The organism is Flavobacterium amniphilum (genome assembly GCF_023634845.1).
In the GTDB taxonomy this organism is placed as follows: Bacteria; Bacteroidota; Bacteroidia; order Flavobacteriales; family Flavobacteriaceae; genus Flavobacterium; species Flavobacterium amniphilum.
Genome location: NZ_JAMLJL010000009.1, coordinates 160,077 through 186,857, shown reverse-complemented (window position 1 = coordinate 186,857; position 26,781 = coordinate 160,077). Strand labels below are relative to the sequence as shown.

At 36.7% G+C, this 26,781-nt stretch carries 25 protein-coding genes; 15 read left to right on the top strand and 10 right to left on the bottom strand.

Features of this window, described 5'->3' with window-relative positions; translation table 11 throughout:
* Positions 1 to 132 precede the first annotated feature (132 nt).
* Entirely contained in the window at positions 133 to 735 is a 603-nt protein-coding gene (locus NAT51_RS12125; RefSeq protein WP_250599194.1) for a uracil-DNA glycosylase family protein, read from the bottom strand.
* A gap of 90 nt (positions 736 to 825) precedes the next feature.
* Between NAT51_RS12125 and NAT51_RS12120 the strand changes: the two genes are divergently transcribed.
* Entirely contained in the window at positions 826 to 2,694 is a 1,869-nt protein-coding gene (locus tag NAT51_RS12120) for a DUF4139 domain-containing protein (RefSeq protein ID WP_250599193.1), read from the top strand.
* A 71-nt stretch (positions 2,695 to 2,765) separates the two neighbouring features.
* Here NAT51_RS12120 and NAT51_RS12115 read toward each other — a convergent pair whose 3' ends face one another.
* Together NAT51_RS12115 and NAT51_RS12110 are read right to left on the bottom strand one after the other, a co-directional pair.
* On the bottom strand, positions 2,766 to 3,410 hold the full coding sequence (locus tag NAT51_RS12115; protein ID WP_250599192.1) for a hypothetical protein: 645 nt from the start codon (positions 3,408 to 3,410) through the stop codon (positions 2,766 to 2,768).
* 215 nt (positions 3,411 to 3,625) lie between these two features.
* Positions 3,626 to 7,051 carry a methylmalonyl-CoA mutase family protein gene (locus NAT51_RS12110; protein ID WP_250599191.1) on the bottom strand — a complete coding sequence of 1,142 codons (3,426 nt, stop codon included), beginning with the start codon at positions 7,049 to 7,051 and terminating at the stop codon, positions 3,626 to 3,628.
* Between the two features lie 223 nt (positions 7,052 to 7,274).
* Between NAT51_RS12110 and NAT51_RS12105 the strand changes: the two genes are divergently transcribed.
* The 3 genes from NAT51_RS12105 to NAT51_RS12095 all read left to right on the top strand — a co-directional run bounded on the left by NAT51_RS12105 (position 7,275) and on the right by NAT51_RS12095 (position 10,271).
* Positions 7,275 to 8,753 (top strand): M1 family aminopeptidase, encoded by a 1,479-nt coding sequence (locus NAT51_RS12105; protein WP_250599190.1) that lies wholly within the window; start codon positions 7,275 to 7,277, stop codon positions 8,751 to 8,753.
* Positions 8,754 to 8,830: 77 nt separating this feature from the next.
* Positions 8,831 to 9,553 carry a DUF4197 domain-containing protein gene (locus NAT51_RS12100; protein WP_250599189.1) on the top strand — a complete coding sequence of 241 codons (723 nt, stop codon included), beginning with the start codon at positions 8,831 to 8,833 and terminating at the stop codon, positions 9,551 to 9,553.
* A gap of 4 nt (positions 9,554 to 9,557) precedes the next feature.
* On the top strand, positions 9,558 to 10,271 hold the full coding sequence (locus tag NAT51_RS12095) for a DUF4197 domain-containing protein (RefSeq protein WP_250599188.1): 714 nt from the start codon (positions 9,558 to 9,560) through the stop codon (positions 10,269 to 10,271).
* A 147-nt stretch (positions 10,272 to 10,418) separates the two neighbouring features.
* On the opposite strand, the gene NAT51_RS12090 is transcribed toward NAT51_RS12095, so the two are convergent.
* From NAT51_RS12090 to pyrF, 5 genes are all read right to left on the bottom strand, one after another.
* Positions 10,419 to 11,210, bottom strand: coding sequence for an alpha/beta fold hydrolase (locus NAT51_RS12090; RefSeq protein ID WP_250599187.1), 792 nt, complete (start codon positions 11,208 to 11,210; stop codon positions 10,419 to 10,421).
* 9 nt (positions 11,211 to 11,219) lie between these two features.
* Positions 11,220 to 12,608: a di-heme oxidoreductase family protein gene (locus NAT51_RS12085; RefSeq protein ID WP_250599186.1), complete on the bottom strand. Its 1,389-nt coding sequence runs from the start codon at positions 12,606 to 12,608 to the stop codon at positions 11,220 to 11,222.
* A 67-nt stretch (positions 12,609 to 12,675) separates the two neighbouring features.
* On the bottom strand, positions 12,676 to 13,845 hold the full coding sequence (locus tag NAT51_RS12080) for an imelysin family protein (RefSeq protein ID WP_250599185.1): 1,170 nt from the start codon (positions 13,843 to 13,845) through the stop codon (positions 12,676 to 12,678).
* Positions 13,846 to 13,924: 79 nt separating this feature from the next.
* Complete coding sequence (locus NAT51_RS12075) at positions 13,925 to 14,761, bottom strand: ABC transporter substrate-binding protein (RefSeq protein WP_250599184.1); 837 nt, start codon at positions 14,759 to 14,761, stop codon at positions 13,925 to 13,927.
* 9 nt (positions 14,762 to 14,770) lie between these two features.
* Positions 14,771 to 15,586 carry an orotidine-5'-phosphate decarboxylase gene (gene pyrF / locus NAT51_RS12070; RefSeq protein ID WP_250599183.1) on the bottom strand — a complete coding sequence of 272 codons (816 nt, stop codon included), beginning with the start codon at positions 15,584 to 15,586 and terminating at the stop codon, positions 14,771 to 14,773.
* Positions 15,587 to 15,738: 152 nt separating this feature from the next.
* Here pyrF and NAT51_RS12065 point away from each other — a divergent pair, with 152 nt between their 5' ends.
* The 11 genes from NAT51_RS12065 to NAT51_RS12015 all read left to right on the top strand — a co-directional run bounded on the left by NAT51_RS12065 (position 15,739) and on the right by NAT51_RS12015 (position 23,443).
* Positions 15,739 to 16,305, top strand: a complete 567-nt coding sequence (locus NAT51_RS12065) for a hypothetical protein (RefSeq protein ID WP_250599182.1) — start codon at positions 15,739 to 15,741, stop codon at positions 16,303 to 16,305.
* Between the two features lie 60 nt (positions 16,306 to 16,365).
* Positions 16,366 to 17,544: an AI-2E family transporter gene (locus NAT51_RS12060; protein ID WP_250599181.1), complete on the top strand. Its 1,179-nt coding sequence runs from the start codon at positions 16,366 to 16,368 to the stop codon at positions 17,542 to 17,544.
* 6 nt (positions 17,545 to 17,550) lie between these two features.
* Complete coding sequence (locus tag NAT51_RS12055) at positions 17,551 to 18,414, top strand: mechanosensitive ion channel family protein (protein WP_250599180.1); 864 nt, start codon at positions 17,551 to 17,553, stop codon at positions 18,412 to 18,414.
* A 2-nt stretch (positions 18,415 to 18,416) separates the two neighbouring features.
* Positions 18,417 to 18,974, top strand: a complete 558-nt coding sequence (locus tag NAT51_RS12050; protein ID WP_250599179.1) for a helix-turn-helix domain-containing protein — start codon at positions 18,417 to 18,419, stop codon at positions 18,972 to 18,974.
* Positions 18,975 to 18,980: 6 nt separating this feature from the next.
* Complete coding sequence (locus NAT51_RS12045; RefSeq protein WP_250599178.1) at positions 18,981 to 19,427, top strand: response regulator; 447 nt, start codon at positions 18,981 to 18,983, stop codon at positions 19,425 to 19,427.
* A 2-nt stretch (positions 19,428 to 19,429) separates the two neighbouring features.
* A complete protein-coding gene (locus NAT51_RS12040) occupies positions 19,430 to 21,217 on the top strand; it encodes an ATP-binding protein (RefSeq protein WP_250599177.1) in 1,788 nt (595 codons plus the stop codon).
* A gap of 401 nt (positions 21,218 to 21,618) precedes the next feature.
* On the top strand, positions 21,619 to 22,260 hold the full coding sequence (locus NAT51_RS12035) for a porin family protein (protein WP_250599176.1): 642 nt from the start codon (positions 21,619 to 21,621) through the stop codon (positions 22,258 to 22,260).
* Between the two features lie 18 nt (positions 22,261 to 22,278).
* Positions 22,279 to 22,431, top strand: a complete 153-nt coding sequence (locus NAT51_RS12030; RefSeq protein ID WP_250599175.1) for a lmo0937 family membrane protein — start codon at positions 22,279 to 22,281, stop codon at positions 22,429 to 22,431.
* 25 nt (positions 22,432 to 22,456) lie between these two features.
* Entirely contained in the window at positions 22,457 to 22,732 is a 276-nt protein-coding gene (locus NAT51_RS12025) for a YtxH domain-containing protein (RefSeq protein ID WP_250599174.1), read from the top strand.
* A gap of 11 nt (positions 22,733 to 22,743) precedes the next feature.
* Complete coding sequence (locus NAT51_RS12020) at positions 22,744 to 23,127, top strand: phage holin family protein (protein WP_250599173.1); 384 nt, start codon at positions 22,744 to 22,746, stop codon at positions 23,125 to 23,127.
* Positions 23,120 to 23,443, top strand: coding sequence for a hypothetical protein (locus NAT51_RS12015; RefSeq protein ID WP_250599172.1), 324 nt, complete (start codon positions 23,120 to 23,122; stop codon positions 23,441 to 23,443). Before NAT51_RS12020 ends, NAT51_RS12015 begins: the two co-directional genes overlap by 8 nt.
* A 42-nt stretch (positions 23,444 to 23,485) precedes the next feature.
* Here NAT51_RS12015 and NAT51_RS12010 read toward each other — a convergent pair whose 3' ends face one another.
* Entirely contained in the window at positions 23,486 to 25,495 is a 2,010-nt protein-coding gene (locus tag NAT51_RS12010; protein WP_250599171.1) for a DUF5723 family protein, read from the bottom strand.
* A gap of 118 nt (positions 25,496 to 25,613) precedes the next feature.
* Positions 25,614 to 26,687, bottom strand: coding sequence for a peptide chain release factor 1 (gene prfA, locus NAT51_RS12005; protein WP_250599170.1), 1,074 nt, complete (start codon positions 26,685 to 26,687; stop codon positions 25,614 to 25,616).
* Between the last annotated feature and the right edge of the window lie 94 nt (positions 26,688 to 26,781).

The window sequence follows — 26,781 nt, the reverse complement described above, 5'->3', positions numbered from 1 at the left end:
GCATTTACAGAGTAGCATTAAAATGAAAACTTATGAAATAAAAAACAGAAGTAACTATAAAGCTACTTCTGTCTAAAAATGTATTTTTACTATTATTAATCCTGTATCGTTATTTTAGGACTAGTCATAGTATTATAGTGTATCAAAAATAAATTCACGGAACTGCTCCACTAACTTCGGCACCTGAACAGAACTGGTCGAAGACGTTGAATTAAGAATCAAACATTCTATTTTTCTGTTGTCTATAAAAATATAGAATGCGGCAGGAGCCTTAGCATTAAATCCTTCCGGAAATACAGCTTCAATTTTTTCATCTTTGACATACTTCAGAAAGGATTGAGCCGCGCTGCTCTTGGCTGAAAAACCCAACAGTATAATTTTTTCCAGTTCAGAATGATTTTTCACGATCGAAACAATATCCTGATATTTTATGATTTCAATATCCGAATCCAGTGAACTATTCCCTTTTCTGATTATTTTCTGCGCCACATCATGGATTCCCATTTGAAGCTTCCTCATAATCGATTTCCGTTCTTCAATTACTTTATCAGTGTCCGAAAAATCAGCAACCAGACTGATTCCGGAAATATCAGCCATTACTTTCCAAAACCGGTTCTGTTTATTCGGATAATAAAAAGGGAAAGCATGACGGCTCTGATGCGGCGGAAAACTACCCAGCATTAAAAACTTCATGGGTTTGAAATCGTAAAACCAGTTGGGATGGGATTCATTCATAGGAAACTTAATTTTAAGCAAATCTATTGTTTTATGGGAAAAATCATAATATCTTAACCCTCTTAAACAGCGAATTTATTCCTACAATATATGAAACACTTTTTAGTATTATTCTTTTGCACACTATCCTTATTTGCTAATGAGATAAAAATTAAGGCAACTACCAAAGAAGTAACGGTTTACACCTCCGGAGCACAAATTTCAGCGGAATCATCCGTTACCATTCCCAAAGGAAATTCAATTGTCCGTATAACCGATTTATCTCCTTATATTAACCAAAATACCATTCAAATCAGCGGACTTAGGGATGTATCGATTCTTTCTTTCGGATATGAAACCCTTTTTTACCCTAAAAGAAGTACTTCTGAAAAAATCAATACCCTGCAAAGTGAAACAGACTCCAAAGTAAGGGAAATTGCATTTTTGGAAAGCAAGATCAAAGGATTACAGGAAGAAGAAACCATTTTGTCCCAAAATAAAACACTGAGCAGTTCACAGCAATCGGTTACGCTTGAAAAAATACTGATTCACAGCAAACATTACAGAGAAAGAGTTCCGGTTATCAAAATGGAGATTTTTGACATTTCCAAAAAGATTGACGATTTGAAAAAAGATTTGTCGGCCATGCATCTGGAGATGAACAAAATGAGCAGTGAAGAAAAAGAGCAGAAAGGTGAGATTATTTTAAAATTCAACAATCCGAACGAAGCTGTCCTGCTTAATCTCAGCATCAAATACAATGTGAGCAATGCCGGGTGGAATCCTTCATATGAAATCAAAGCAAAAAACACCAAAGACGCTTTACAATTCGCCTACAAAGCACAGGTATACCAAACCACAGGCGAAAACTGGAACGACGTTAAGCTGATACTTTCGACTGCAAACCCGACCGTTAACAATGAGAAGCCAACACTTGACAGCCATTACCTGAATTTCATGAATTATTACGCAAATCGCGAATCGTCTGCTTCAAGAAACCAGAAATTCATTTATAATCCTCTGGTCAAAACAGTTTCGGGAATAGTTAGTGATAAGTCAGGGCCACTACCGGGAGTCAATGTTGTGGTCAAAGGAACAACAATTGGTGTACAAACCGGGTTTGACGGAACGTACAAATTAAACGTTGAAAAAGGGAAAGAACTCGTCTATTCTTTTTTAGGAATGGAAGATCAAATCCTACCCATTTACAGCAGCACCATGAATGTAGTTTTAAATGAAAGCGCAATGCAATTACAAGAAGTTGTTGTAACAGCAGTTGGACTCAAAAGAAAAAAAGCAGATTCTGACGACAATGAAGAAGAAAACAAACCGGAAGAAGTTGTAACCGCAACAGGTGATGAAAAAGAAGTAGCCATTAACTCGGTATTATTCCGGATTAAGAAGAATTATTCGATTCCGTCTGACCAGACACCTTCTGTTATTGAAATCGACAACTTTAATATTCCAGCCGAATTCGAATACTATTCCGCTCCTATCCTAAGCGAAAATGTTTTCCTTACCGCCAAAATAAAAGAATGGACAAAATATGATTTGTTGCCGGGAGACGCCAGTATTTACACAGAAGGAAGCTATGCCGGGACAACTTTCATCAATCCGTACCAAACGGACGAAGAGCTGGTCATTTCGATGGGAATTGACAACAATCTCGTAGTTGAAAGAAAACAAATCAACAATTTAAAAGACAAGTCATTGTTAGGCACCACGAGAATTGTGGATAGAAACTATGAAATTACATTGCGCAACAACAAGGCTATTGATACCGATGTAAAAATTTACGACCGCGTTCCGGTAAGCCAAAACAAAGAAATAAAAGTTGAAAAAGCGAATGTTGACAATGCCGATTACAAAGAAGAAACCGGAATACTGTTCTGGAAAACAAACATTCCTTCAAAAGGTGTTGTAAAAAAGAAATTATCTTATCAGATTAAATATCCGAAAGGAAAGAAGATTAATTTATAAAAGAAAAGCCTCACAGATGTGGGGCTTTTTTAATTATCAGGTGTAAGCAAAGAAAATATTTCAAACAAACATTACATCCAATTTATATTATAAGTCAGCATAATTTCAAATCTAAAATAATTTGTTCTGAATGATTCCTTTGAATTATGCGGAAACGGGACAACATAATCGGTAGTTCTCTTTTTTATCCCTGACAAATAGCTAATCTGGGTATCAATAGCCCATCTTCCAACGCTTGTAAAAGCTAAAACTGCACCAACTGCAGGTCCAAAATATTCGTAGTCAGTTTCCCTGTGATAGTAATCATGATCATAATTACGGTCATGATCGATAGTTCTTCTACCTTTTTTATAATTTGCAGATATATAAGGAGACACACCCGTTCTTTCCCTGAATTCATTTAAATTGAGATAATGCTTATATTCTGCAATTAAAGAAAGATCTCTGTCATCAGTATAATCTATTAGCCCTTCTTCTTCATCTTCCCTACGGGGTAAAAAATGATTATAAATTAACTTAACCCCTATTGAGTTATTTCTCATAAAACCTTTCTCAACCCCAACAATAGAACCGAAACCTCCATCCAGCAAATTTATATAACCACACGCTTTCAGTGCTAAAGTATTGTTTGGATTTTCTTTACTGAATGGCGTTTGACCAAACGATAAAGAACACATAAAAAAGAGGATGTATTTATACATATAGTTTTTTCTCAAATCTAATTCTTTTTAACAAACGAAAAACCTTCCTGAAGCGGAAGGTTTTTATATAATTTCAATGCCATATTAAGAACACTTCGACAGGCTCAGTGTAAGCGATTCGCACAAAATTTTTTTTAAAGATTCCGGCTCTCTGAGATGCTTCGACAAGCTCAGCATAAGCGACATGCAATCTTCAACTTCAGCTTCGCCTTGTTTCAGATGCATCCTGCTTACATATTTCTTCTATACTGTCCACCCACTTCAAACAACGCAGCGGTTATCTGGCCTAATGAACAATACTTGGCCGCATCCATCAATTTCTCGAAAATATTCAGGTTTTGAATCGCTGCTTCCTGAATGATTGCCAATTGCTCTTTCACTTTATCAGCCTGTGCTGTGTGTAAGCTTTCAAGCGTAGCAATCTGGAATTGCTTTTCTTCTTCCGTTGCACGGATAACCTCAGCAGGAACTACTGTTGGCGAACCTTTTGAACTCAAGAACGTATTTACTCCGATAATTGGGAATTCACCAGTATGTTTTAATGTTTCATAATACAATGATTCTTCCTGGATTTTAGAACGCTGGTACATGGTTTCCATAGCGCCAAGGACTCCTCCTCTTTCAGTGATACGGTCGAATTCAGTCAATACCGCTTCTTCCACCAAATCAGTCAATTCTTCAATAATGAAAGAACCTTGAATTGGGTTTTCGTTTTTCGCCAACCCTAATTCTTTGTTGATGATCAACTGAATTGCCATGGCACGACGTACCGATTCTTCCGTTGGAGTTGTAATTGCTTCGTCGTACGCATTGGTATGCAACGAGTTACAGTTATCATAAATCGCATACAACGCCTGTAAGGTTGTACGGATATCATTAAAGTCAATTTCTTGTGCGTGCAATGAACGTCCTGAAGTCTGGATATGGTATTTCAACATCTGCGCTCTTTCATTGGCTCCGTATTTATTTTTCAGGGCTTTAGCCCAAATTTTACGTGCCACACGTCCGATTACTGCATATTCCGGATCGATACCGTTCGAGAAGAAGAACGATAAGTTAGGACCGAAGTCATTGATGCTCATTCCACGGCTTAAATAGTACTCCACATACGTGAAACCATTTGCCAATGTAAATGCTAACTGCGTGATCGGGTTTGCTCCTGCTTCTGCAATGTGGTAACCTGATATCGAAACCGAATAGAAGTTACGCACATTCTTCTGGATGAAATATTCCTGAACGTCACCCATTAAACGAAGCGCGAACTCCGTAGAGAAAATACAAGTGTTTTGTGCCTGGTCTTCCTTTAGGATATCGGCCTGAACCGTTCCACGAACCTGAGCTAACGTTTTCACTTTAATATCAGCATAAACATCGGCTGGTAAAACCTGATCTCCGGTTACTCCTAGAAGCATCAAACCTAAACCATCATTCCCTTGCGGTAAATCACCGTTATAACGAGGTCTTTCCGTTCCTTTAGCTTTATAGATTGCTTTTATTTTAGCTTCAACTTCAGCTTCCAGACCGTTTTCTTTGATGTATTTCTCACAGTTTTGGTCGATAGCCGCATTCATGAAGAAACCTAATAACATAGGTGCCGGTCCGTTGATCGTCATTGAAACTGAAGTCGCCGGATGACTCAAATCGAAACCGGAGTATAATTTTTTTGCATCATCCAAACAACAGATGGAAACTCCTGCGTTACCGATTTTTCCATAAATATCTGGTCTGTGATCAGGATCGTTACCATATAAAGTCACTGAGTCGAATGCAGTTGATAAACGTTTTGCCGGCATACCCAACGATACATAGTGGAAACGGCGGTTGGTTCTTTCCGGACCACCTTCACCTGCGAACATACGCGTTGGATCTTCTCCTTCACGCTTGAACGGATATAATCCTGAAGCGAACGGGAATTCACCCGGTACGTTTTCCTGTAGGTTCCATTTTAAGATATCACCCCAAGCCTGGTATTTTGGCAAAGCTACTTTCGGGATTTGTGAATGTGACAATGATTCGGTGTGTGTCTGGATTTTGATTTCCTTGTCACGCACCATGAAGCTATATACAGGGTTTTTATATTTATTTACTTTTTCATCCCATGTCAAAATGATTTCCCAGTTGTAGGGATCCAAATTCATTTTCACACGGTCGAATTCTTTCATCAGCAATGACAAGAACTCTTTTTTATCAGGCGAATGATTTAACGATTCTTCAAGAATTCCTGATTTATCTAATTTTGGCACTCTTCCTGAAACCGTTTCAATGGTTTTGAAAATTCCGTATAATTTTTGCGCTACATCAACCTGAGAAAGTGCCGTTTCATCATATTTACGGTTGTTTTCAGCAATTTCAGACAGATAACGTGTTCTGTGCGGCGGAATCACGAAGATTTTCTCACTCATTTCACGTGTAATCTGGAAATTCGAATGCAAATCGATTCCCGTTTTCTCTACAATTTTATCCATGATGGATTTGTAAAGTGTATTCATTCCCGGATCATTGAACTGCGAAGCAATGGTTCCGAAAACCGGCATTTTATCCGGATCAACGTCCCATAAATTATGGTTACGCTGGTATTGCTTTTTCACATCACGGATAGCATCCAAAGCACCACGTTTGTCGAATTTATTCAAAGCCACCAAATCAGCGAAATCCAACATGTCGATTTTTTCCAACTGCGTAGCCGCTCCGAATTCAGGTGTCATCACATACAACGAAACATCCGAATGCTCCAAGATCTCTGTATCTGATTGTCCGATACCCGAAGTTTCCAAAACAATCAAATCGTATTTAGCTGCTTTTAATACTTCAATAGCTTCCTGAACATATTTCGATAAAGCCAAATTTGATTGACGCGTTGCCAATGAACGCATGTAAACTCTCGGGTTATTGATCGCATTCATACGGATACGGTCACCCAATAAAGCTCCTCCCGTTTTACGTTTTGAAGGATCAACAGAAATCAAACCAATGGTTTTTTCCGGGAAGTCAATTAAGAAACGGCGCACCAACTCATCCACTAAAGATGATTTTCCGGCACCACCCGTTCCGGTGATTCCCAACACAGGCGTTTTACTGTCCTGATTGATTTTATATATTTTATCCAAAGCAGGTTTAGCCACCTCAGGGAAATTTTCTGCAGAAGAAATCACACGTGCAATGGCCGTTGGGTTTTTATCTTCCAAATGATTTGCCTCACCGTTTAATTTATCCCCTACAGGAAAATCGGCGCGTTGTACCAAATCATTGATCATTCCCTGCAATCCCAATTCACGGCCGTCATCCGGGGAATAAATTCTTTCAATACCATATTCATGTAATTCTGAAATCTCAGAAGGAAGGATTACTCCGCCTCCACCACCGAAGATTTTGATATGACCGGCACCTTTTTCATTCAGCAAATCATACATGTATTTGAAATATTCGTTGTGACCTCCCTGATACGAAGTCATTGCTATTGCATTTGCATCTTCCTGAATTGCAGTATTCACTACCTCTTCCACACTTCTGTCATGTCCAAGGTGAATTACTTCTACGCCTGTAGCCTGAATGATACGGCGCATGATATTGATTGCAGCATCGTGTCCGTCAAAAAGCGAAGCTGCTGTAACAATTCTAACTTTATTTTTTGGTTGATAGGGTTGTACCTGTTCCATTTTTACGGTAATAAATTTGTGCGTGCAATTTACGTATTTCTAAAAAATTAAAAGCCTAATTTTTGTATTATTCCAAACAAAAAAGAGATATTTTGTAACCATTCTCAAATTTTGTCGTCTAGTGAATACCTCTTTTGCATTTTCAGAAAAAGAGGCATCAATCATCAATCACCCGAGGCGGAGCCGAATTGTTTGGAGCGCAGCGGAAAAAAATCAGTTTTTCATGAAAAATCTATTTTCCCTATTAGCAGGAATTCTCTTCATTTTTAATTCCTTTGGGCAAAACAACCCGGTCAATTATGATCTGGATTTCACCCAAAAAGACCAGAACATAGTTCATATCAAAACGACTTTAGACTTAGCCGAAGCCAAAAACCGCTTTTTCATGTTTTGCCATCCATCGGAGAAAAATCCGGAAGGTGAAATCAAATTTGTCAAAAACCTAACGGTCAAAAACAATAAAAAAAAGGATCAGATTGTTAAATATCTTGGTGACGGAACTTGGGAAATACAATCAGCAACACTTGGCAGTTACGCTATTGAATACGACATTATAACTGAACACAATACCGAAAACTGGGAGCATTGTGGCGGTTATGATGAAGTTGCCTATAAAACCCCGGAAGGGTTATTTTTTACAGGATACTCACTTTTTATGGTTCCTGACATTCCTGTTTTGGCTGATGTAAAAAATGTCTCGGTTCATTTCACCTTACCTAAAAACTGGAAAGCCTCAACACCTTGGATTAAAACTCCCAAACCAAACGATTTCATTGTAAATGAAGATTTACGGTTTCTTTTGAACAATTGCATTTTTGTTGGAAATCATTATGAAAAGGAAATTAAAATAGGTGATTTTGAGCTTTTGTTTGCATTGGGAAATACAATAAAAGCCAATGAAAATGATTTTATTGGATTAATGCAACCCATTATTGAATCTACCACAAAATTTTTTAACGGTTCACCAAAGAAAAAATACCTCATCGTTGTTAATGAAAGTAGTGTAATTACTGACGGAAGTGCCTTCAGAAACAGTTTCAGCCAAATCATAAAAGGTAAAATCAATAAAAACAGCCGTACAAACTGGGGACATATCATGGCGCACGAAACCATTCACTTATGGAATGGCCATACCATAATCCCAAAAGGTCAGGAGGAATGGTTCAAAGAAGGTTTCACAGATTATCTGACCAATATTTTACTTACCCATACAAAAATTATTGATGAACCGACTTTTTACAAACGTTTTGAAAATGTAATCACGAGATATAACATCATCAGGGATTTACAACAAAACAAAACCAGCATCAAAGAATCCGGAACCAATAAAAACCAAAACCGCTATTTAGTTTACGGAGGCGGGACATTGGTCGGTTTAGGATTGGATATTGAAATCAGGAAAGCTACCGGCAACCAAAAAGGACTTGATGATTTTATGGCAGAAATGTATACACAATTTGGAAAAACCAATATCCCTTATGAGCTGAAAGACATCGTTGCTGCTGTCAATAAAGTTTCGAAAAAAAACATGCAATGGTTTTTTGATGATTATGTAACCGGAATGAAAAGAATTCCTGTTACAGAATATTTATTTGACATGGGATTACAATTAGACGGCTACCTTGAAGATGTTTATATTTCACCTGTTGAAAACCCCACACAGGAACAGTTAAACCTCAAAAAAGGGATTCTCGGATTGTAATTTTAACACACTCCTATTCTTCCGCTTTTAAAAAAAGGCACGGACTTTGCTTATCTTTGGTAAACCAATTTTAATTTATGAAAAAGTTTATCCTACTATTCGTGTTCATTCCATTTGTAAGCAATGCACAACTCAAAGATTTAATTAAAAAAGCGGAAGACAAAATTTCGGCCATAACCAAAAAAGACGGTGGGCTTGATATCGCCGGAGGGTTGAAAGAAGCCTTAAACAAAGGAGTTGATATACAAGTTAAAAAATTAACCGCAACTGACGGGTTTTACAAAAATGAAGCCGTAAAAATTTTGTTGCCGGAAGAATTACAGAAAGTTGACAAAACTTTACGCAAAATGGGAATGTCAAAACTGGCCGATGACGGAATCAGGGCGCTGAACAGAGCTGCAGAAGATGCCGTAAAAGAATCGACCCCAATTTTTGTCGATGCGATCAAAAACATCACCATTACCGATGCTAAAAATATTTTATTAGGCAATCAAGATGCGGCAACCAACTATTTACAGACTTCAACGCGTAATCCTTTGTATGCCAAATTCAATCCGGTTGTACAACAGTCTATCGGAAAAGTAGGCGCTGATGTAATCTGGAACAACATTATCAAAAAATACAACAACCTGCCTTTGGTAACCAAAGTAAATCCCGACATCAATGATTATGTGACCAATAAAGCATTAGATGGCGTGTTCAAAATGATTGCTGTGGAAGAAAAAAACATCCGCACCAATTTAAATTCCAGAACATCTGATTTATTGAAAAAAGTATTTGCATTACAAGACAAAAAATAAACGAATGAAAAAAGCATTAATTATTTTAGCGGCATTACCATTATTCACAGGATGTGCCGAAATGCAGCAGGTAATTAACCAATTACCACAAACGCAAGGTATGTTAACCCAAGCCCAGATTGCTTCAGGATTAAAAGAAGCTTTAAACAACGGAATTGACAAACAGGTTGTAAAATTAACCGCTGTGGATGGGTTTTACAAAAACGAAATGGTTAAAATCCTGCTTCCTGAAGAATTGAGAAAGGTAGACAAAGCATTACGTGATATCGGAATGTCAAAACTGGCAGATGAAGGATTGAAAGTCATCAACAGAGCTGCAGAAGATGCCGTAAAAGAGTCGACGCCTATCTTTGTGGACGCCATTAAAGAAATGACATTTACCGATGCCAAAAACATACTATTGGGAAATGAACGTTCGGCTACAACTTATCTGGAGAATTCAACTTCATCGGCTTTGTATGTTAAATTCAATCCGGTGATTAAAAACTCGTTTTCTAAAGTTGGTGCCGATAAAGTATGGACAAATATCATCAACAAATACAACACGATTCCGTTAGTTAAAAAAGTAAACCCTGACTTAACAGATTATACAACAAATAAAGCGATGGAAGGCGTATTCAAAATGGTTGCCGTTGAGGAAAAAAGCATCCGGACTAATTTAGCATCAAGAACTTCTGATTTACTGAAAAAAGTATTTGCTCTACAAGATAAAAAATAAGCGTTAATTTTTTCATAATCAACAAGATAATAACAATATCTTAACAATAGAATTCAAAAAAAATACTGACCTTTGTCATAAGAATTCATAGAATTTTGTTTGGTTTGGTTAGTTTACAAAAAAGTCGGTATTTCCATACCGGCTTTTTTATTTAAATCCCATAAGAAAATTCAAGACCTGATCATTGAAAACCGAGGCCTGTTCTACGTTCACAACGTGTCCGCACTTTTCTACAACAAACAATTTTGCCGTTCTATAATGACTCTCAACGACTTTCCGTACCGAAGGCAAAAACATATAATCTTCCTCACCCATGATGTAAAAAGTTGGTATATTGAGTTCAACCTGACGGAACCATTTTAACACCGGATTAATCTCGGCCGTTAATTTAAACCATTTTATAAATTCCTTCTGATATAACTTTTTGGCTTCATTTATAAACAACAAACGGGAATGCTTGTGATTTGCTTTCGGCATGATAATAAAAGCAAAAAGACGGTACAAAACCAAATAAGGCAACACATACTTAAAAACATTTCCAACCCGCATTAAAATCTGCGAACGGAAATTCATTTTCAGGATTGCGCCACCCATAATCATGCTTTTTACCCGTTCAGGATGCATTTCTGCCAATTGCCTGATGATAATGGTTCCCAAAGAAATCCCTACAAAATGAGAAGATTCGATTTTAAGATGATCAATTACTTCCACAACATCGGTTGCGATTGATTGGAATGTATATTTTTTCTGGAACGGATTTTTAAACGAAGTAGGCTGTTTTGAATTTCCGTGACCACGTAAATCAAGCAACAATACATTGAAATGCTTTTGAAAATCACGTATTTGTTTAAACCAGATGGATGAACTTCCTCCTGCTCCATGCACAAAAGTCACCCATTGGTCACTTGATTCGTTTTTGTAAACCGTATAATTAATCACATTTGAAAATTAAAGCGAATTGATAAAAGCTAAAAGCTGGTTTCTCTTTTCAGTGGAAAGCTGTTTGAATCTATTTTTGGAAATTTGGGCTTCACCACCGTGCCACATAATAGCTTCCGTAACGCTTCTCGCTCTTCCGTCATGCAATAACCGGGTATGGCTGTTCACTACATTTATCAATCCGATTCCCCACAACGGCTGGGTTCTCCATTCAGTTCCCGAAGCCAGAAAATCAGGCGAATTATCTGCCAGGCCTTCTCCCATGTCATGCAATAACAAATCGGTAAACGGTCGTATTGTTTGGTTTCTCATCGCCACTATAGGATGATTATTACCCGTTTGCATTTTGGATATATGGCAGGATACACAATTAATCTCTTCAAATATCTTTTTGCCTTTCAGTACATCCTGATCTTTATAATTTCTACGCACCGGAACCGCCAGAGAACTCGAATATAAAACCACACGGTTGAAATTAGCACTCTCAATTTCAGGCGTTCCACCATTAGGGATTGAACCACAATCAACACCTGTAGGGCAGTTTTCATTTGGAAATACCGGAGAAGTAATTCCTAAATCACCAAGAAAAGCACCGGCTACCTGTTGGCGCACACTTGGCTGATTGGCTTTCCATCCAAACCTTCCCAATTTTTGCGAATTACTTTCAACATCATATACATAGTTTGCCTTTCCTGAAACACCATTTGCATTATTAGCAGTTATAAATCCTAAAATTGTATTTTCCGGCACTGCTTCTAGTAATCCCATCCCTATCATCTGATTGGCTACGCGTGGAGAAACCATAACATTTGGTGCCAAAGGTCCGTAACCTAAATTACTGATTTGGTAAATTGGTTTTTGAAGTTCAACTACAGTACCGTCAGCAAGGGTTTCGGTTGTGATTTGATAAGTAATCGTATAATTTCCTTTTATAGTTTGTCCTAAAATGGCATTATCCTGTAATTGGGAGCCATAATTCGGATCAGGCAGTGAGCCACCGTTAGCATGTATTCCCGGTATACCTAACCGCAACAACAATCCTTTTCCCAATTCACCGTCAAACATGGGAGGACGTCCTCTTCCATCCTTAAAATGACAGCTTGAACAAGTAATTGCATTAAAGAAAGGCCCTAAACCATCACGTGCTGTTGTTGAAGAAGGTGCTGAAATCCAACTTTGTCTGAAAAATGAATTCCCTACGGCAAAATCAGCTTCTTCATCTATCGTTAAATCTTTAGAAGCGAAACCAAACGCTTCAGCTGAAGCATTAAAAACAGTCGACGAACCTCCTAAAAGCTCTTCTCCCTCTTCAGGTACCAATGTATACTCTTCCTCCGAGTTACACGCTACCAAACAGATAGCTACTGAAAAAAGAAATAATTTTAAAATATTTTGCATGCCCAAAAATAAAAAAAGTGCTCCTATAAATAAGAACACTTCTAGTAAAAATATTTTGTTTACAGAATTAGTTTACAGTAATTCCAAGTTTTGTAGCTCCTGCCAGCAAATTAGCTCCGAAATCTTTCAGTTGCAAACGTGCTGCTGCAACTTTAGCTCCTTCGGTAGAATTTGGACCACCTGAAATTGCCATATCAAAAGGAATTAAAATTTCATCAACTTTAAATACTGCTTCATCCAATGAAATTTCTGTATTCTGATAAACAGAATTGCTTTTCAGTCTTACTAAATCTTCTAATGAAGGACCGTTTACAGCTCCATAATTTCCTCTATAGATATTAATAACACCTTGCAGATTTAAAGCTATGTCTCTGTGCGTATTATCACTGAAGCATGAATGCTCATCTTCCTGATCCATATTCACCAAAGCAGTATGCATACGCTCGTCCGGCAATTCGGCAGTAATCAAAGTAACAATTCCCAGATAAACATTTTTCAATGCATCATCAACCGGCATTGCTAAAAAAGTATTTCTGTAAGTTCCTCCCACTTTCCATTGGTCAACCAAATAAGCCAAATTATCAGTCAACAAATCGGCACATGCATTTAGATAAGCTGCTCTTCTTGCCTGATTAGCGGCAGTACCTCCCGAAGTCAGATAATCGGTATAAGGCCTTTGTCCCGGTAAATTTGCAGAAGGAGCCGTTAGATCCTGTCCCCAAAGCAAAAATTCGATAGCATGGTACCCCACACTGATACTTTTATCATCCTGTTGTTCATTCAAACCTTCCAAAACAGCTTTATCAATAGTTGGATATAATCCAGGATTGTTAATAATCCCGGCATTTGGAGCAAGATTAACATAATCAATATAATTTTCATCTAAAGGCCATGCATTCAGCAAACCTTCCGGACCTTCAGCATTATCAATTGGTCCGTCTGCAAAACGGAAAGCTTCTGTAGTACCGTAACTTTCACGTGCAATTTTCCATTTAGATTTCGCATCATCAAAATTTACCTGGGAAGGATTTGCGGTAAAAGTTGTAATTGCAGTTTCTAAAACAACAGCGTCATCGTATGCTTTTTTGTAATTTTCATAAGCAATATTAGCATAGTTTTTTAATACATCCTGCTTTGAAATAGAAGCACCTCCTCCATTATCCGAATCGCCTGAGCAAGAGAATAAAGAAACACAACCGGCAGAAACAATCAGTAATCCTGATAGAATATTTTTCATAAGTGTAGTATTTTAGAATGATTTGTGATGCAAAAATAATTTTTTATTTGTAATGAATCCAAATAAAGATAGATTATTTTTAATGGTAGTGCAAATGCATTTCACCAATACGGGCACGTAGTTTCTTAAAGTAATCAAAGGCTTTAACCAATCGTGTTCCGTACCATGAAAACATTTCACCATCAACAAAAACAGTTTTGGCATGATGGGTATGCCTGCCTAATTCAAAAGCATGCTCGTCCTTAAACGGAAATGGCTCCGAAGAAAGAAAAATAATATCCGGATCACCCTGAATACGCATTTTCTGCACCACTACTTCCGGATATCTGCCTTCATACTTCTCATTATTGGCATAAATATTTTCAAATTTATTTAATTCCAAAAGTTCATTGATAAAGGTATTACCTCCGGCTACCATATAAGGATTTGCCCAAATAAAATAAGCTACTTTCTGTGATTCGAAATTTTTGATGAAATTCAAGAAATCTTTGTGGGCAAAGTTAATTTTATCAAGCCACTTCATCGCTTCTGTCCGCTTATTGAACAACTGTCCGAAATCAAATATCATCTGGTTATTATCCTCAACAGTATAGATATCAGTAACCCAAACCGGACAAACACCTTGCAGGGAATCGACAATCTCCTTTGTATTTTCTTCTTTATTACAAATAATGATATCAGGCTCTAAAGCTTTGATTTTATCAATATGTATTTTTTTAGTACCGCCAACAATCTTTTTTGTTGATTTAAAATGAAAAGGATGTACACAGAATTTAGTAATACCGACAATACTTTCCTCCAACCCTAAATCATACAACAATTCTGTTTGTGAAGGTACTAATGAAACAATTCTTTTAGGAGCGGTTTCAAAAACATGTTGGTTTCCCAACTGATCTTTAAAAATAGTTTCTGCCAAAATTTATAATTATTTTTTCAAAATGAGTTCCATTTCCTGTTGGAGTTTCAGTGCTTCTTCTCTTGCTTTATCAGCAAAATCCAAACCACTTGAAGCATAAATAACAGCACGGGAAGAATTAATCAGTAATCCTACATTTTCATTCATTCCATATTGGCACACTTCTGACAAACTTCCGCCTTGTGCTCCAACTCCCGGAACCAACAAAAAACTGTCCGGAACAATTTTACGTATTTCCGTGAAATATTCTGCTTTAGTTGCACCAACCACATACATTAGGTTTTGTGCATTTTTCCACTTTTTGGAAGTTTCCAAAACCACTTTATACAATTCCTTCCCTTCAACATTTTGCGTCTGGAAATCAAAAGCACCTTCGTTTGAGGTTAATGCCAGCATAATGGTATGTTTATTTTCAAAAGCCAGAAACGGTTCAACCGAATCTTTCCCCATATAAGGTGCTACAGTAACCGAGTCAAATTCTAAATCTTCAAAAAAAGCTTTCGCATACATGGAAGATGTATTCCCGATATCACCTCTTTTAGCATCGGCAATTGTAAAAATATCAGGATGGTTTTGATTAATATACTGAATGGTTTTCTGCAATGATTGCCATCCTTTCAATCCATATGCTTCATAAAAAGCAATATTTGGCTTATAGGAAACACATAAATTATGTGTCGCATCAATGATAGCCTTATTGAATTCAAAGATTGGATCTTCAGTTTCTAATAAATGCTTTGGAATCTTTTTTAAATCGACATCCAGACCAATACATAAAAATGATTTTTTAGCCTGAATTTGTGAGTGAAGTTGTTGTGTTGTCATTTTTTTAAGTTGTGTTGCAAAAGTACGAAGTTGTCACCCAATTCTCAAAATTATATAACAATACAGAAAAATCCTGTAACAAAAAGCTTAAGGACTAATCAGAACTTTGTAAGGTAAACACAACAAATTAGAAACATTAAAATAATCATATTATGGAAACGACTTTAAAAAAACTGATACTTGGGTTGAGTTTATTAAGTGTTGGATTTGTTTATGCACAGCATGAAGACATGACCAATATGTTTAAAATTGGTGCAAATGCAGGAGTTGCACTTCCTTCATCAAATGCATCCATGTCCGCAGGTGTCGACTTTGCCTACCAGAATTTAATTACTCCGGGATTCGGTTTAGGTCTAGCCACCGGATACAAACAATATTTTGGCAAAGACAATGACGGATTGGAAAACAATGATTTTGGGGTAATCCCTGTTGCAGGTATGATCAGGATTTACTCAAAAGAAGCGGGATTATTCTTCGGAAGTGACGTTGGGTACGGATTTATTACCGGATTGGAAAAAGTAGCCGATAATTCAGACGTGGAAAGACCGGATGGAGGACTTTACATTAAACCCGAAATAGGCTGGCACAACTGGCATTGGAACATTTCGTTGCAATACACCAAAGTATTTACCGGAAGTAAAGGTGAGATAGGTTCACAAAATTATGACACCGGCAGTTTAGGACTTGGAGTCACCTACAATTTCCCGCTCGGAAAATAAGTTCTTCCAATAAAAAAATTTCAAGCCCTGAATTATCAGGGCTTTTAAAATAAAAATCATATGCAGAAGAATCGTGTTTCAATTAAATTTTTAAATTTACGTATGAAATTACCTGCATCAAATCCTACAGCCCAGTTAGCATACAATCTTATATCGTTAATTGCCATCATCTCGATCCTTTATATCATGAAGCCTTTTTTGGTACCATTATTAATATCGGTTATATTGAGTGTGATGGTTTTTCCAATTGTCAATTTCCTTGAGCAAAAATTACGTTTCAATCGCATTTTTTCAGCATTGACAGTTTTATTGATACTTGGTTTTATAATCGGTACTTTGATTTGGCTGATCAGTGCACAGATTTCAAATTTTGTAGGGAAAAGTGATTTATATACGACTAAATTAACCGAATTATACAACGAAACACTGACTTATTTCGAAAACAATTTCGGCTTAAACAAAAGCAGGTTAGTAGACCAGAATGAAATCAAGTTTGAAACACTGATCCGTAATAATTTTTCAAAAATCGGGGACTTTTTAAGTTCTTCAACGGGTATTTTGAGTGATTTATTCTTAATCCCGATTTACATTTTCTTTCTCTTATTATACCGAAAATTTTTCGTTGAATTTATCCATAAAGCTTTCCCGGAGAAAAATAACAAATTCCTGAATATCATCCTGGATAAGATTTATGATGTACAAAAAAGTTATCTTCTGGGATTATTTACAGTAATGCTTATTGTGGGAGTTTTAAACAGTGTGGGATTGCTTTTACTTGGAATTGAAAATGCAATTTTCTTCGGGTTTCTGGCAGCACTTTTATTGTTGATTCCCTACATAGGAATTATCATCGGGTCGCTTTTACCGGCACTGGTTGCTTTGGCTACTAAAGATTCGGCTTGGTATTCACTTGGTGTGATTGGTATATTTGGATTTGTACAGTTTTTGGAAGGAAACTTCATCACCCCGAAAATAACCGGTTCAAAAGTAAGTGTCAATGCTTTTATATCGATAGTTTCCTTAGTATTGTTCTCAATGCTTTGGGGAACAGCCGGAATGATTCTGGCGTTACCGATTACAGCCTCTTTGAAAATTATTTTTGACCACACACCAAACCTAAGACCTTACGGTTTCCTTATAGGCGAACCCTCAGAAGAACATTTAAAAAGCAAAGCCAAAATAAGGCTCGAGCATTGGGAAGAAATCAGGGAACAAAAAGAATCAGAAGAAACAACATAAATCAAAATGACAAGTATTTTACTGGAATATAAAACCCTTAATCAGACGCTGGAAGAAATCCAACATTTCTTTATAGCCAAATTCCCGTTGATCATCATAGCAATCATACTGCTGGTTATTGGGTATTTTGCCATAAAAAAATTAAAGAAAATTGCTTTTGATTACATCGATAAAAAATCGGAAGATTCATTAGCCAGCGACTTTCTGGTAAACCTGATTGCATTTATCCTTACGGTTATCCTGGTGATTATCTGCTTAAGTATATTGGGTTGGGGTCATGTGACCGACAGAATATTGGCAGGAGCCGGAATTACTACTTTCATCATTGGTTTTGCACTTAAAGACATAGGTGAAAATTTTCTGGCCGGAATTTTAATGGCCTTCCGCAGACCGTTCAAAGTAGGTGATTTAATCGAAATTGAAAGTGTAAGAGGCCGTGTAACCGAAATGTCACTTCGGGAAACCATCATTAAAACATCTGACGGAAAAGAAGTCTTTATTCCGAATGCCATGTTGGTTAAAAATTTATTGGTTAACCATACGTACGATAATTTGCTGCGTTCCGAATTTTCCATCAGCATCGAAAATAACGAGGACACCGAAAAGGCAATTAAAGTTATCGAAGATATCCTGAAGGGTTTTGAGAAGGTCGAAAAAAGTCCGTCACCAAGGGTTGTCATTGATGAAATCAATTCAGGTTCAATTATTGTCAGGGCACAGTTTTGGTTCAAAACCGAAAATGTAAATGCATCAGCTTCCCGCTTGCGCAGTGATATCATGCTGAGAGTTTTTAAAACATTATTACAAAAAGGTCATAATATTGCCTCTGAGTCGATACAGTTAAAATCAATTAACGAACAAAACCAATAGCTATGAAAGCATTCTTAAAGTTTGACTTCAATATTTTGACCAGGAAAATTCTGGAGGAAAAACTGTCAGAATTGGACATAAAATTCAACATCACAGGTTTTGGTGAAGTCGAATTTCTTACTGCTGTTTCTGATGAAAAACTGGAAGAAATCTCTTCAATTTTCAGTGAATTTGGTATCGAAATCATCGAAAACCAGAAAACGGTTTTGGTACAAAAAATTAAAGATGCTATTATCGAAATGGTTTTCAGTGAAAATGCACCATCAGTAAAAGCTTCAGCCTATCTGGCAGACAAATTGAATCACAGTTACGGATATTTATCCAATTTATTCAGCGAAGTAACGTATACTTCCATTGAGAATTATATAATCATCCAAAAAACTGAATACGCCAAGCAGCTCATTGTAAACGACAAACTGACTCTCACCGAAATTGCCTATAAACTCAATTATTCCAGTGTCGCACATTTGAGTACACAATTCAAAAACACAACAGGAATCACACCTTCACAATTTCAGCGTATTATTGCCAAAAGAAGGGAAATAGCCAATACCAAATAGCACAATATGGAAAAAGAATATATCCACATTATCCTTGCCGATGATGATGAAGACGACAGATTATTTTTCACCGATGCTTTTTCGGAATTGAAAATAAGCACTAAAGTACAAACTTTTAATGACGGTGTCGAATTAATGGATTATCTGAACCAGGAAGATGCTATTCTTCCGGAAGTTCTTTTTTTGGACTTAAACATGCCCCGCAAAAACGGTCTGGAGGCTTTACATGAAATTAAGTCCAATCCAAAATTTGACAATATAGCCATCGCTATCTATTCAACCTCTTCATCAGAAGAACATATCGAAGAAACGTTTGTTAGCGGTGCTAATATTTACATTAAGAAACCTTCCGATTTCAACACCTTAAAAAAGGTACTTTCTGATGTGGTAACAATCAATTGGCAATACCATACTTCGGGTTTAAACAAGGATAATTTCTTATTGCGGATGTAATCATGGACTTTATAAAAATCTATAGACCCCCGTTATTTCTGAAGGTGATATTCGTTATCTCCATCGCCATTATTTTTTTCATAGCGGGTATCAGCCTCAAGCATATTCATTCGCTTTCAAATTCAGCGAAATGGGTCAATCATACCTATAGAACTGCCATCGAATTAGAGCACTTATATGCCGACATTAAAGATATAGAAGTCGCCAAAAGAGATTATCTGTTAACCAAAGACCAAACGATAAAATTTGCCATCAATATCTACAAAAAAGACGTTCAAAAATCACTTGATAAAGTAAAAAAACTCACTGAAGAAAATCCGGAACAGCGAAAAAACACCGAAATACTTGAAAAACTGGTCATCGCCAAATATGAGAATGTAAACCATGCTTTCAAAATTGTGGAATCCGGCACTCATACCGATAACTTTTCCGATGAATTGCTTTCCGGTAAAAAAGCAATTTATGACATCAAGGTGCAGGTAAACAAAATGGTAAAACTTGAAGAAAAGCTACTCGACATCAGAAAAGCCAACTATGAAGACAACCAAAACATAACACCAGTCATCATTTATCTTTTATTGTTATTTATTCTTGGATTATTATCACTGGCTTATTTCAAGATGAATGCTGATCTGAACAACATCAAACAGAATAACGACGAATTAATCGTTGCAAACGAATCATCCAATCTGGCTGAAATAGTGGGGAATTATGGAACCTGGTTTTTAAATCTGGAAACTTATGAATATATTTTTTCAGACAACGAATACCGTTTATTTGGCTATGAACCTAAAAGCTTCAAAGCCACGCGGGAAGATTTCCTTAAACATGTTCATCCTGAAGACATTAATGGTGTAAAAGAAACTTCATACAAAATGATCCATCAGGAGATATTAGCTCCTTTCATGTACCGTGTCATAAGAAAAGACGGAACTTTACGTCACTTCAAGGCAATAGGCAGAGTCGTTGAAAACAAATCCGGCGAGCACATTTTAATTGGCACCACAACTGATATTACCGATGAAATTACTGCCGGTCAGGAGTTAGAAGAAAGAAACCGAATTCTGGAAGCAAACAACAAGGAATTACAAGCGTTCAATTATGTGGCAAGTCATGATTTACAGGAACCGCTGCGTAAAATAGAAACATTTATTTCAAGACTAATTGAGAAAGAATACGGAGCAATTTCGGAAGCCGGGCAGCAATATTTAAACCGTATTAAAGTTTCAGCTGGAAGAATGCGCGTACTTATTGATGATTTATTACAATTTTCAAGAACAACAAGAGCCGAAAGTGTATTTGAAAAAACAGACTTGAATACACTTCTTGAAAATTCAAAAACTGAATTAAACCAATTCATTGAAGATACCAAAGCAACAATTAAGTATGACAAACTTCCGGTTTTAAATGCAATTCCGTTCCAAATGCAACAACTGTTCACTAATTTAATTCATAATTCATTAAAATACAGTAAGGAAAATGTTGCTCCGTTTATCGAAATCAGACAAACTGAAATTATTGCCGAAAATGAAGCCATCTTGAACCTTTCAGTCAAGGACAAATATCATAAAATCACTTTTGAAGATAACGGCATCGGTTTTGACCAGCAATATGCCGAAAAAATATTTGCCTTATTCAGCCGTCTTCACGGAAAAACAGAATATGACGGAACCGGAATCGGATTGGCCATCTGTAAAAAAATTGTCGAAAACCACAAAGGCTACATCTTTGCCGAAGGAAATCCGGACAAAGGGGCTATTTTCAGCATTTACCTTCCGAAAGAATCTTAAAATCAACAACATACAATCCCGATACAATCGGGATTTTTTTTACTTAAATCACACCGTGTGAAAATTCTGTAACAGAGCGTAAAAATTCTGTAACACATACCTAAGCAATTCAAAGCATCTTTGTAATACAAACAGCAAAGATTATTCTTGACACAAATCATGAGGAAATTAAAATTGTGTAACATGTTCAAAAAATCCTGTAACATATTACTTCCGAATTCGTAGCAACTTTGTTGTATAAGTTCATAGAAATAAATCTTTCATATAGTTGCCGTAAGCAAAAAAAACAAGAACGAATTGGGGCTAAAAGCCATGATTCATTTGTACACTTTTCAATAATCATGGCTTAGTTCTTGTTTACTGTATTACTAAAATTATAAAAACAATAAATTTCAAATACCATGAAAAACGTAAACAAATGTATCGCTATCACAGCAGTTATGATCTTATCTTTATTGAATCAGGCAAATGCACAGGTTTCAACAGAACCGAGTGTAGGCTTGAAAGGTGGTGTCAATTTTTCCAATATGTATGTAAAAGATGTAGACGACAAAAATATGTTGGTGGGTCTCAACATCGGTCTTTATGGAAATATGCCTCTTAGCAGCGGTGTTTCATTCCAGCCCGAGTTTAATTTTACAACCAAAGGTTCAGAAGTAACATACAATAACATTTTTGACAGCGGAACCCGTAAATTCACTTTAAGCTATCTGGAAGTTCCGATGCTGATTAAAGCGAATATCACACCAAATTTCAATTTACATTTTGGTCCATACCTTGCTTTTTTGGTGGACTCCAAAATAAAAAACGTATCATCAGACGGTTCAGCTACTTTTACTGATTTGGATGAAGATGATTTCAACAGGTTTGATGCCGGTTTATCTGGTGGAGTCGGATTTGACTTCAAAGACATCGGTATCGGATTACGATATAACTACGGACTAACGACCGTTGGAAAAGAACAACAAATAGGCGGAACAGCATATAATGCATTGGATGCTAAAAACAGTAACGCCAACTTATATATTGCATTCAAATTTTAAAATTAAAACAAAACAGTCATGCAAAACTTATTATATATGGCAGCGGTGGTATTGGTAATACTATGGGCCTTAGGATTTTTTGTATATAGCGCAGGTAGTTTAATACACCTCTTATTAATCATTGCAGTTATTGCTATTTTACTGAGACTGATTAAAGGAAAAACAATTTAAAGTATAACCCATAAATTTAAAAATCATGAAAACAAGTCACATCGTTTTAGGACTACTGGGTGCAGCGGCTGCCGGTGCTGCTTTAGGAATTTTATTAGCTCCCGATAAAGGAAGTGAAACCCGAAAAAAAATTGCTTCCAAGGGAAATGAATTAAAAAACAACCTAAAAAGTTCTTTGGAAAACTTAGCCAATAAAGCCTCTGAACAGGTATCTAAGTTTACCAATCAGGCAGAAGAAGTAATTGATGAAGCAAAAGTCAATCTGAGCAACATCAAGGACATTAATAAAACAATCATTTAAAATGCATTAAGATGAACACAATGGCAACAAACAAGAAATTACTGATTAGTAAAACTGAAAACTTTACTAAAACAAGTATTGATTTATTGAAATTGAATATGGTAGAAAAAACTGCCGATATTGTTTCTTCAGTAACATCAAAATTGGTAATCCTTTTGATTGTTGCCATGTTCATCTTTTTTCTGAACATTGGCCTAAGTTTATGGATCAGTGAAATTTTACAATCTTCGTATTTAGGATTTCTGATTGTTTCCGGGTTTTATCTAATTATTTCTGTTGCTGTTTATTTGTATCAATGGCAATGGCTGAAAAATCCGATAAGCGACAGAATCGTAACGAAACTTCTCAAAAATGTCAATCTTGATGAAGAATTAAATCCTGAACACTATGAATAACTTATCATCCACAGAAAAACTGAACAACCTTATTGCTGTATTGGAAGTGAAGCAACGGATGGAATACGCTGAACTTAAGGATCAGTTTGAAGTAACCATTGAAAGCATGAAACCCGAAAGCATTGTAAGTAATGTTTTGTCTGCCTTCATGTCTCCGTCTCCATCAGTAAAAACAGGGTTAGCCGGTACTTTGTTAGGTTTAACAACAGAACTGATATCAAATAAACTTATCAATGGGAAATCCAATAATCTTTTTAAGAAACTCGCCGGATTCGGCATTCAATATATAGCCAATAAATTTTCAGTAAAAAAATAAGCCTCTAAATTGAGGCTTATTTTTTTATTATTTCCAAACGGTTTATTTTACCAGCTTTACTTCAACTCTTCTGTTAAGTGCTTTACCCACTTTTGTTTTATTTGTGGAAATCGGTTTAGCTTCTCCATATCCTTTAGAAGACAATCGGGATGCATCGATCCCTTTTTCAACCAAATAACTCATTACGGCAACTGCCCTGCTCTCTGAAAGTTTTAGATTTATATCTGCAGCACCATCACTGTCAGTATGTCCTTCTATCGAGAATTTTGCAGCCGGATATTCTTTCAGAATGACTACCATGGCTTGTAAAACAGGATATGTTCTTTGCTGGAATGTTGATTTGTTCACATCAAACAAAATAGTTTTAGCGTAATCATTCAGCTTTCTCACTACATCTTCTCCAATTTCAGGACAACCAAAATTAGAAATGGTACCTTTCACTGTTGGACATCTGTCATCTTTATCAAAAACTCCGTCTCCGTCACTATCCTTATACGGACAGCCTTCGTTATCTTTTGCACCGGGAACGGCCGGGCATTTATCCAGATTATCCAGAACGCCGTCATTATCAGAATCACCCCAAGGACAACCGTTATTTTCCCTTGCACCGGCCTGGTTTGGACATTTATCAACAGAATCCATTAATCCGTCTTTATCAGAATCCTTATCAGCTACTTTAGGAGTCACAGGTGTCACTGGTACTTCTTTCGGTTTATCAATTTTTCCGGCACCTTTGTAAATTGGAATTTTCAATCCGGCATGAATATCAAATCCTTTTGATTCGTCTGAAATTAAATTGGTTATCACCGAACCGGAACCTACAAAAAGAGGACCTGCCCTAAAACCGACCCCGGCTTGAAAACCACGGTAATCCATATAATTCAATGGTAAGTAAAACCCGAAAAATTTAGTTTCGTATCTTGGTGTAACCGAAACCGTATTAGCAAAAGCTGAGGCATTCAATTTTTTCTTATCAATCAAATTGAGATCTCCATTGACATTCACATAAAACTTACGGTACAAATTCCAGTCAAGATTAGCATGGAGTGCCGTCGGAAGGGTTACTTTTTTTGAATCTTTAGCTTCTGTTACAGTATAATTATTATCCAGAAACTCTCCCATAGAATCCGCACCTTCGTATTGGGCTTCGGTTACGGTTTGATTTAAATCATATGTTTTTTGGACGTTATCATCATACATGATTGAACCTATATCGGTTACCGATAATCCCAAACGCAATTTATATTCATTGGCCGTAAAATTTTTAAAATCGGGGCGGTATTCGTACACAAATCCAATATCACCTCCTATTCCACTTGATTTTGAATCGAAATCCAATTCATTGAAACTTTTTGAGAAATCTGAATTCCCTCCATAAATTAAAGTTCCTGTTGTTGCAATCGTATTCAGCGGAGGAACACCATTATAATCATAATTCACCGTCACATTATTTCCCTGTGAATACGTATTGGCAATTCCCTGGAGGTATTTCAACGTAAAACCTCCTTTCAGAAAATGTTTTCCTTTATTCATAAAAACTCCGGCATAGGACAATCCAAATTCTCCCCATGAATTTCCGGTCATATTGAAGTTACCGGCATCTAAGTTAAAATCCTGATTTGAATTGAAATCATCTGTTAACTGATTAAACACTTCACCATTGATATCATGAATATTTACAACAGCTCTTGCTCTGGTAACCAAAGCCAATGAATGTTTCGGTTTAATATTGAACATGACGGAAGGCCCCATTAAATCGGCATTCAGAATAAAATTATTGGAATCAGAGCGGAATTGTTTGGCCTGGGTTTCTAAATTATAGTTGCTTTTAAACAGATCGAAGACATTTATGCCGTAATAATCATTGGTTCCGGTAATACTGGCAGAAAACAAATTGATATCTGCCCTGAAATTAGAATCGGCTATAGATGCAGGATTAAACAATACAGATTGTACACCCGCATAATTATCATGATAATACCCTAAATAAGATTGTGCACTTATGTCTAGAGAACACAACAAAACTAAAATTCCTGTGAGCAGCTTTTTCATCGTTCGGTTCATTGATTGCTAAATTTGCATTAAAAATATTCCGTCCTTATTAACGTGAATTTAACAAAATTAGTATGACCAACCATAAAAAAAGCCCTGAAAAATCAGGGCTTTACTTTTAATATACTTCGCTTTCCTTAAGCTTCTCCGTGTTTGCTACCAATTGAAGTTCATCAATGAATTTCTGGATCTTTCCAGCCATCACACCGTCCATATCAAAGATATCCATCCCAATTCTATGGTCGGTTATACGACCTTGCGGATAGTTGTACGTTCTGATTTTTGCAGAACGATCACCACTGCTTACCTGTGAATTACGCTTTTTAGCATCTTCTTCCTGTTTAATGGCCAACTCTTTTTCGTATAAACGCGAACGTAATACCGTTAATGCTTTGTCTTTATTCTTATGCTGCGATTTTTCGTCCTGACACTGCGCTACCAAACCTGTAGGGATATGCGTCATACGAACAGCTGATTTTGTAGTATTTACCGATTGTCCACCCGGTCCTGAAGAACAGAAAAAATCAATACGCACATCATTCATATCAATCTGCACATCGAATTCTTCAGCTTCCGGCAACACCATAACTGTCGCTGCAGAAGTATGCACACGTCCTTGCGTTTCGGTTTGCGGTACACGTTGCACACGGTGAACACCAGCTTCAAACTTCAAAGTACCGTAAACATCTTCTCCGGTTACTTCAAAAATAATTTCTTTGAATCCGCCAGAAGTTCCTTCGTTTAAATCCACAACAGTAGTTCTCCAACCCTTGGTTTCACAGTATTTGGTATACATACGGTACAAATCCCCTGCAAAAATCGAAGCCTCATCACCACCGGTACCGGCACGGATTTCCACCATAACATTTTTAGCGTCTTCAGGATCTTTAGGAATCAACATGAATTTGATTTCTTCTTCTAATTGTGGTAGGCGCTCCTGCGCTTCATCCAACTGCATTTTGGCCATTTCCACCATCTCTGCATCTGAACCGTCAGCAATAATTTCTTTTGCTTCTTTAATATTTCCATCAAGATTGATATACTCTTCTCTTTTATCAACAAGAGCTTTCAAATCTTTATATTCTTTATTCAACTGTACATAACGCTTCTGATCGGCAATAACATCCGGCTGGATAATCAAATCCGAAACTTCATCAAAACGTTGTTTTACATATTGCAGTCTGTCTAACATAATGCTATTCTTCTATTTTGGAGTGCAAAAATACAATTTTTGTTCCAGCTTTCAAGTCTTCAGTTTCAAGTTTTTAAAACTTTTGGCTTTCAGA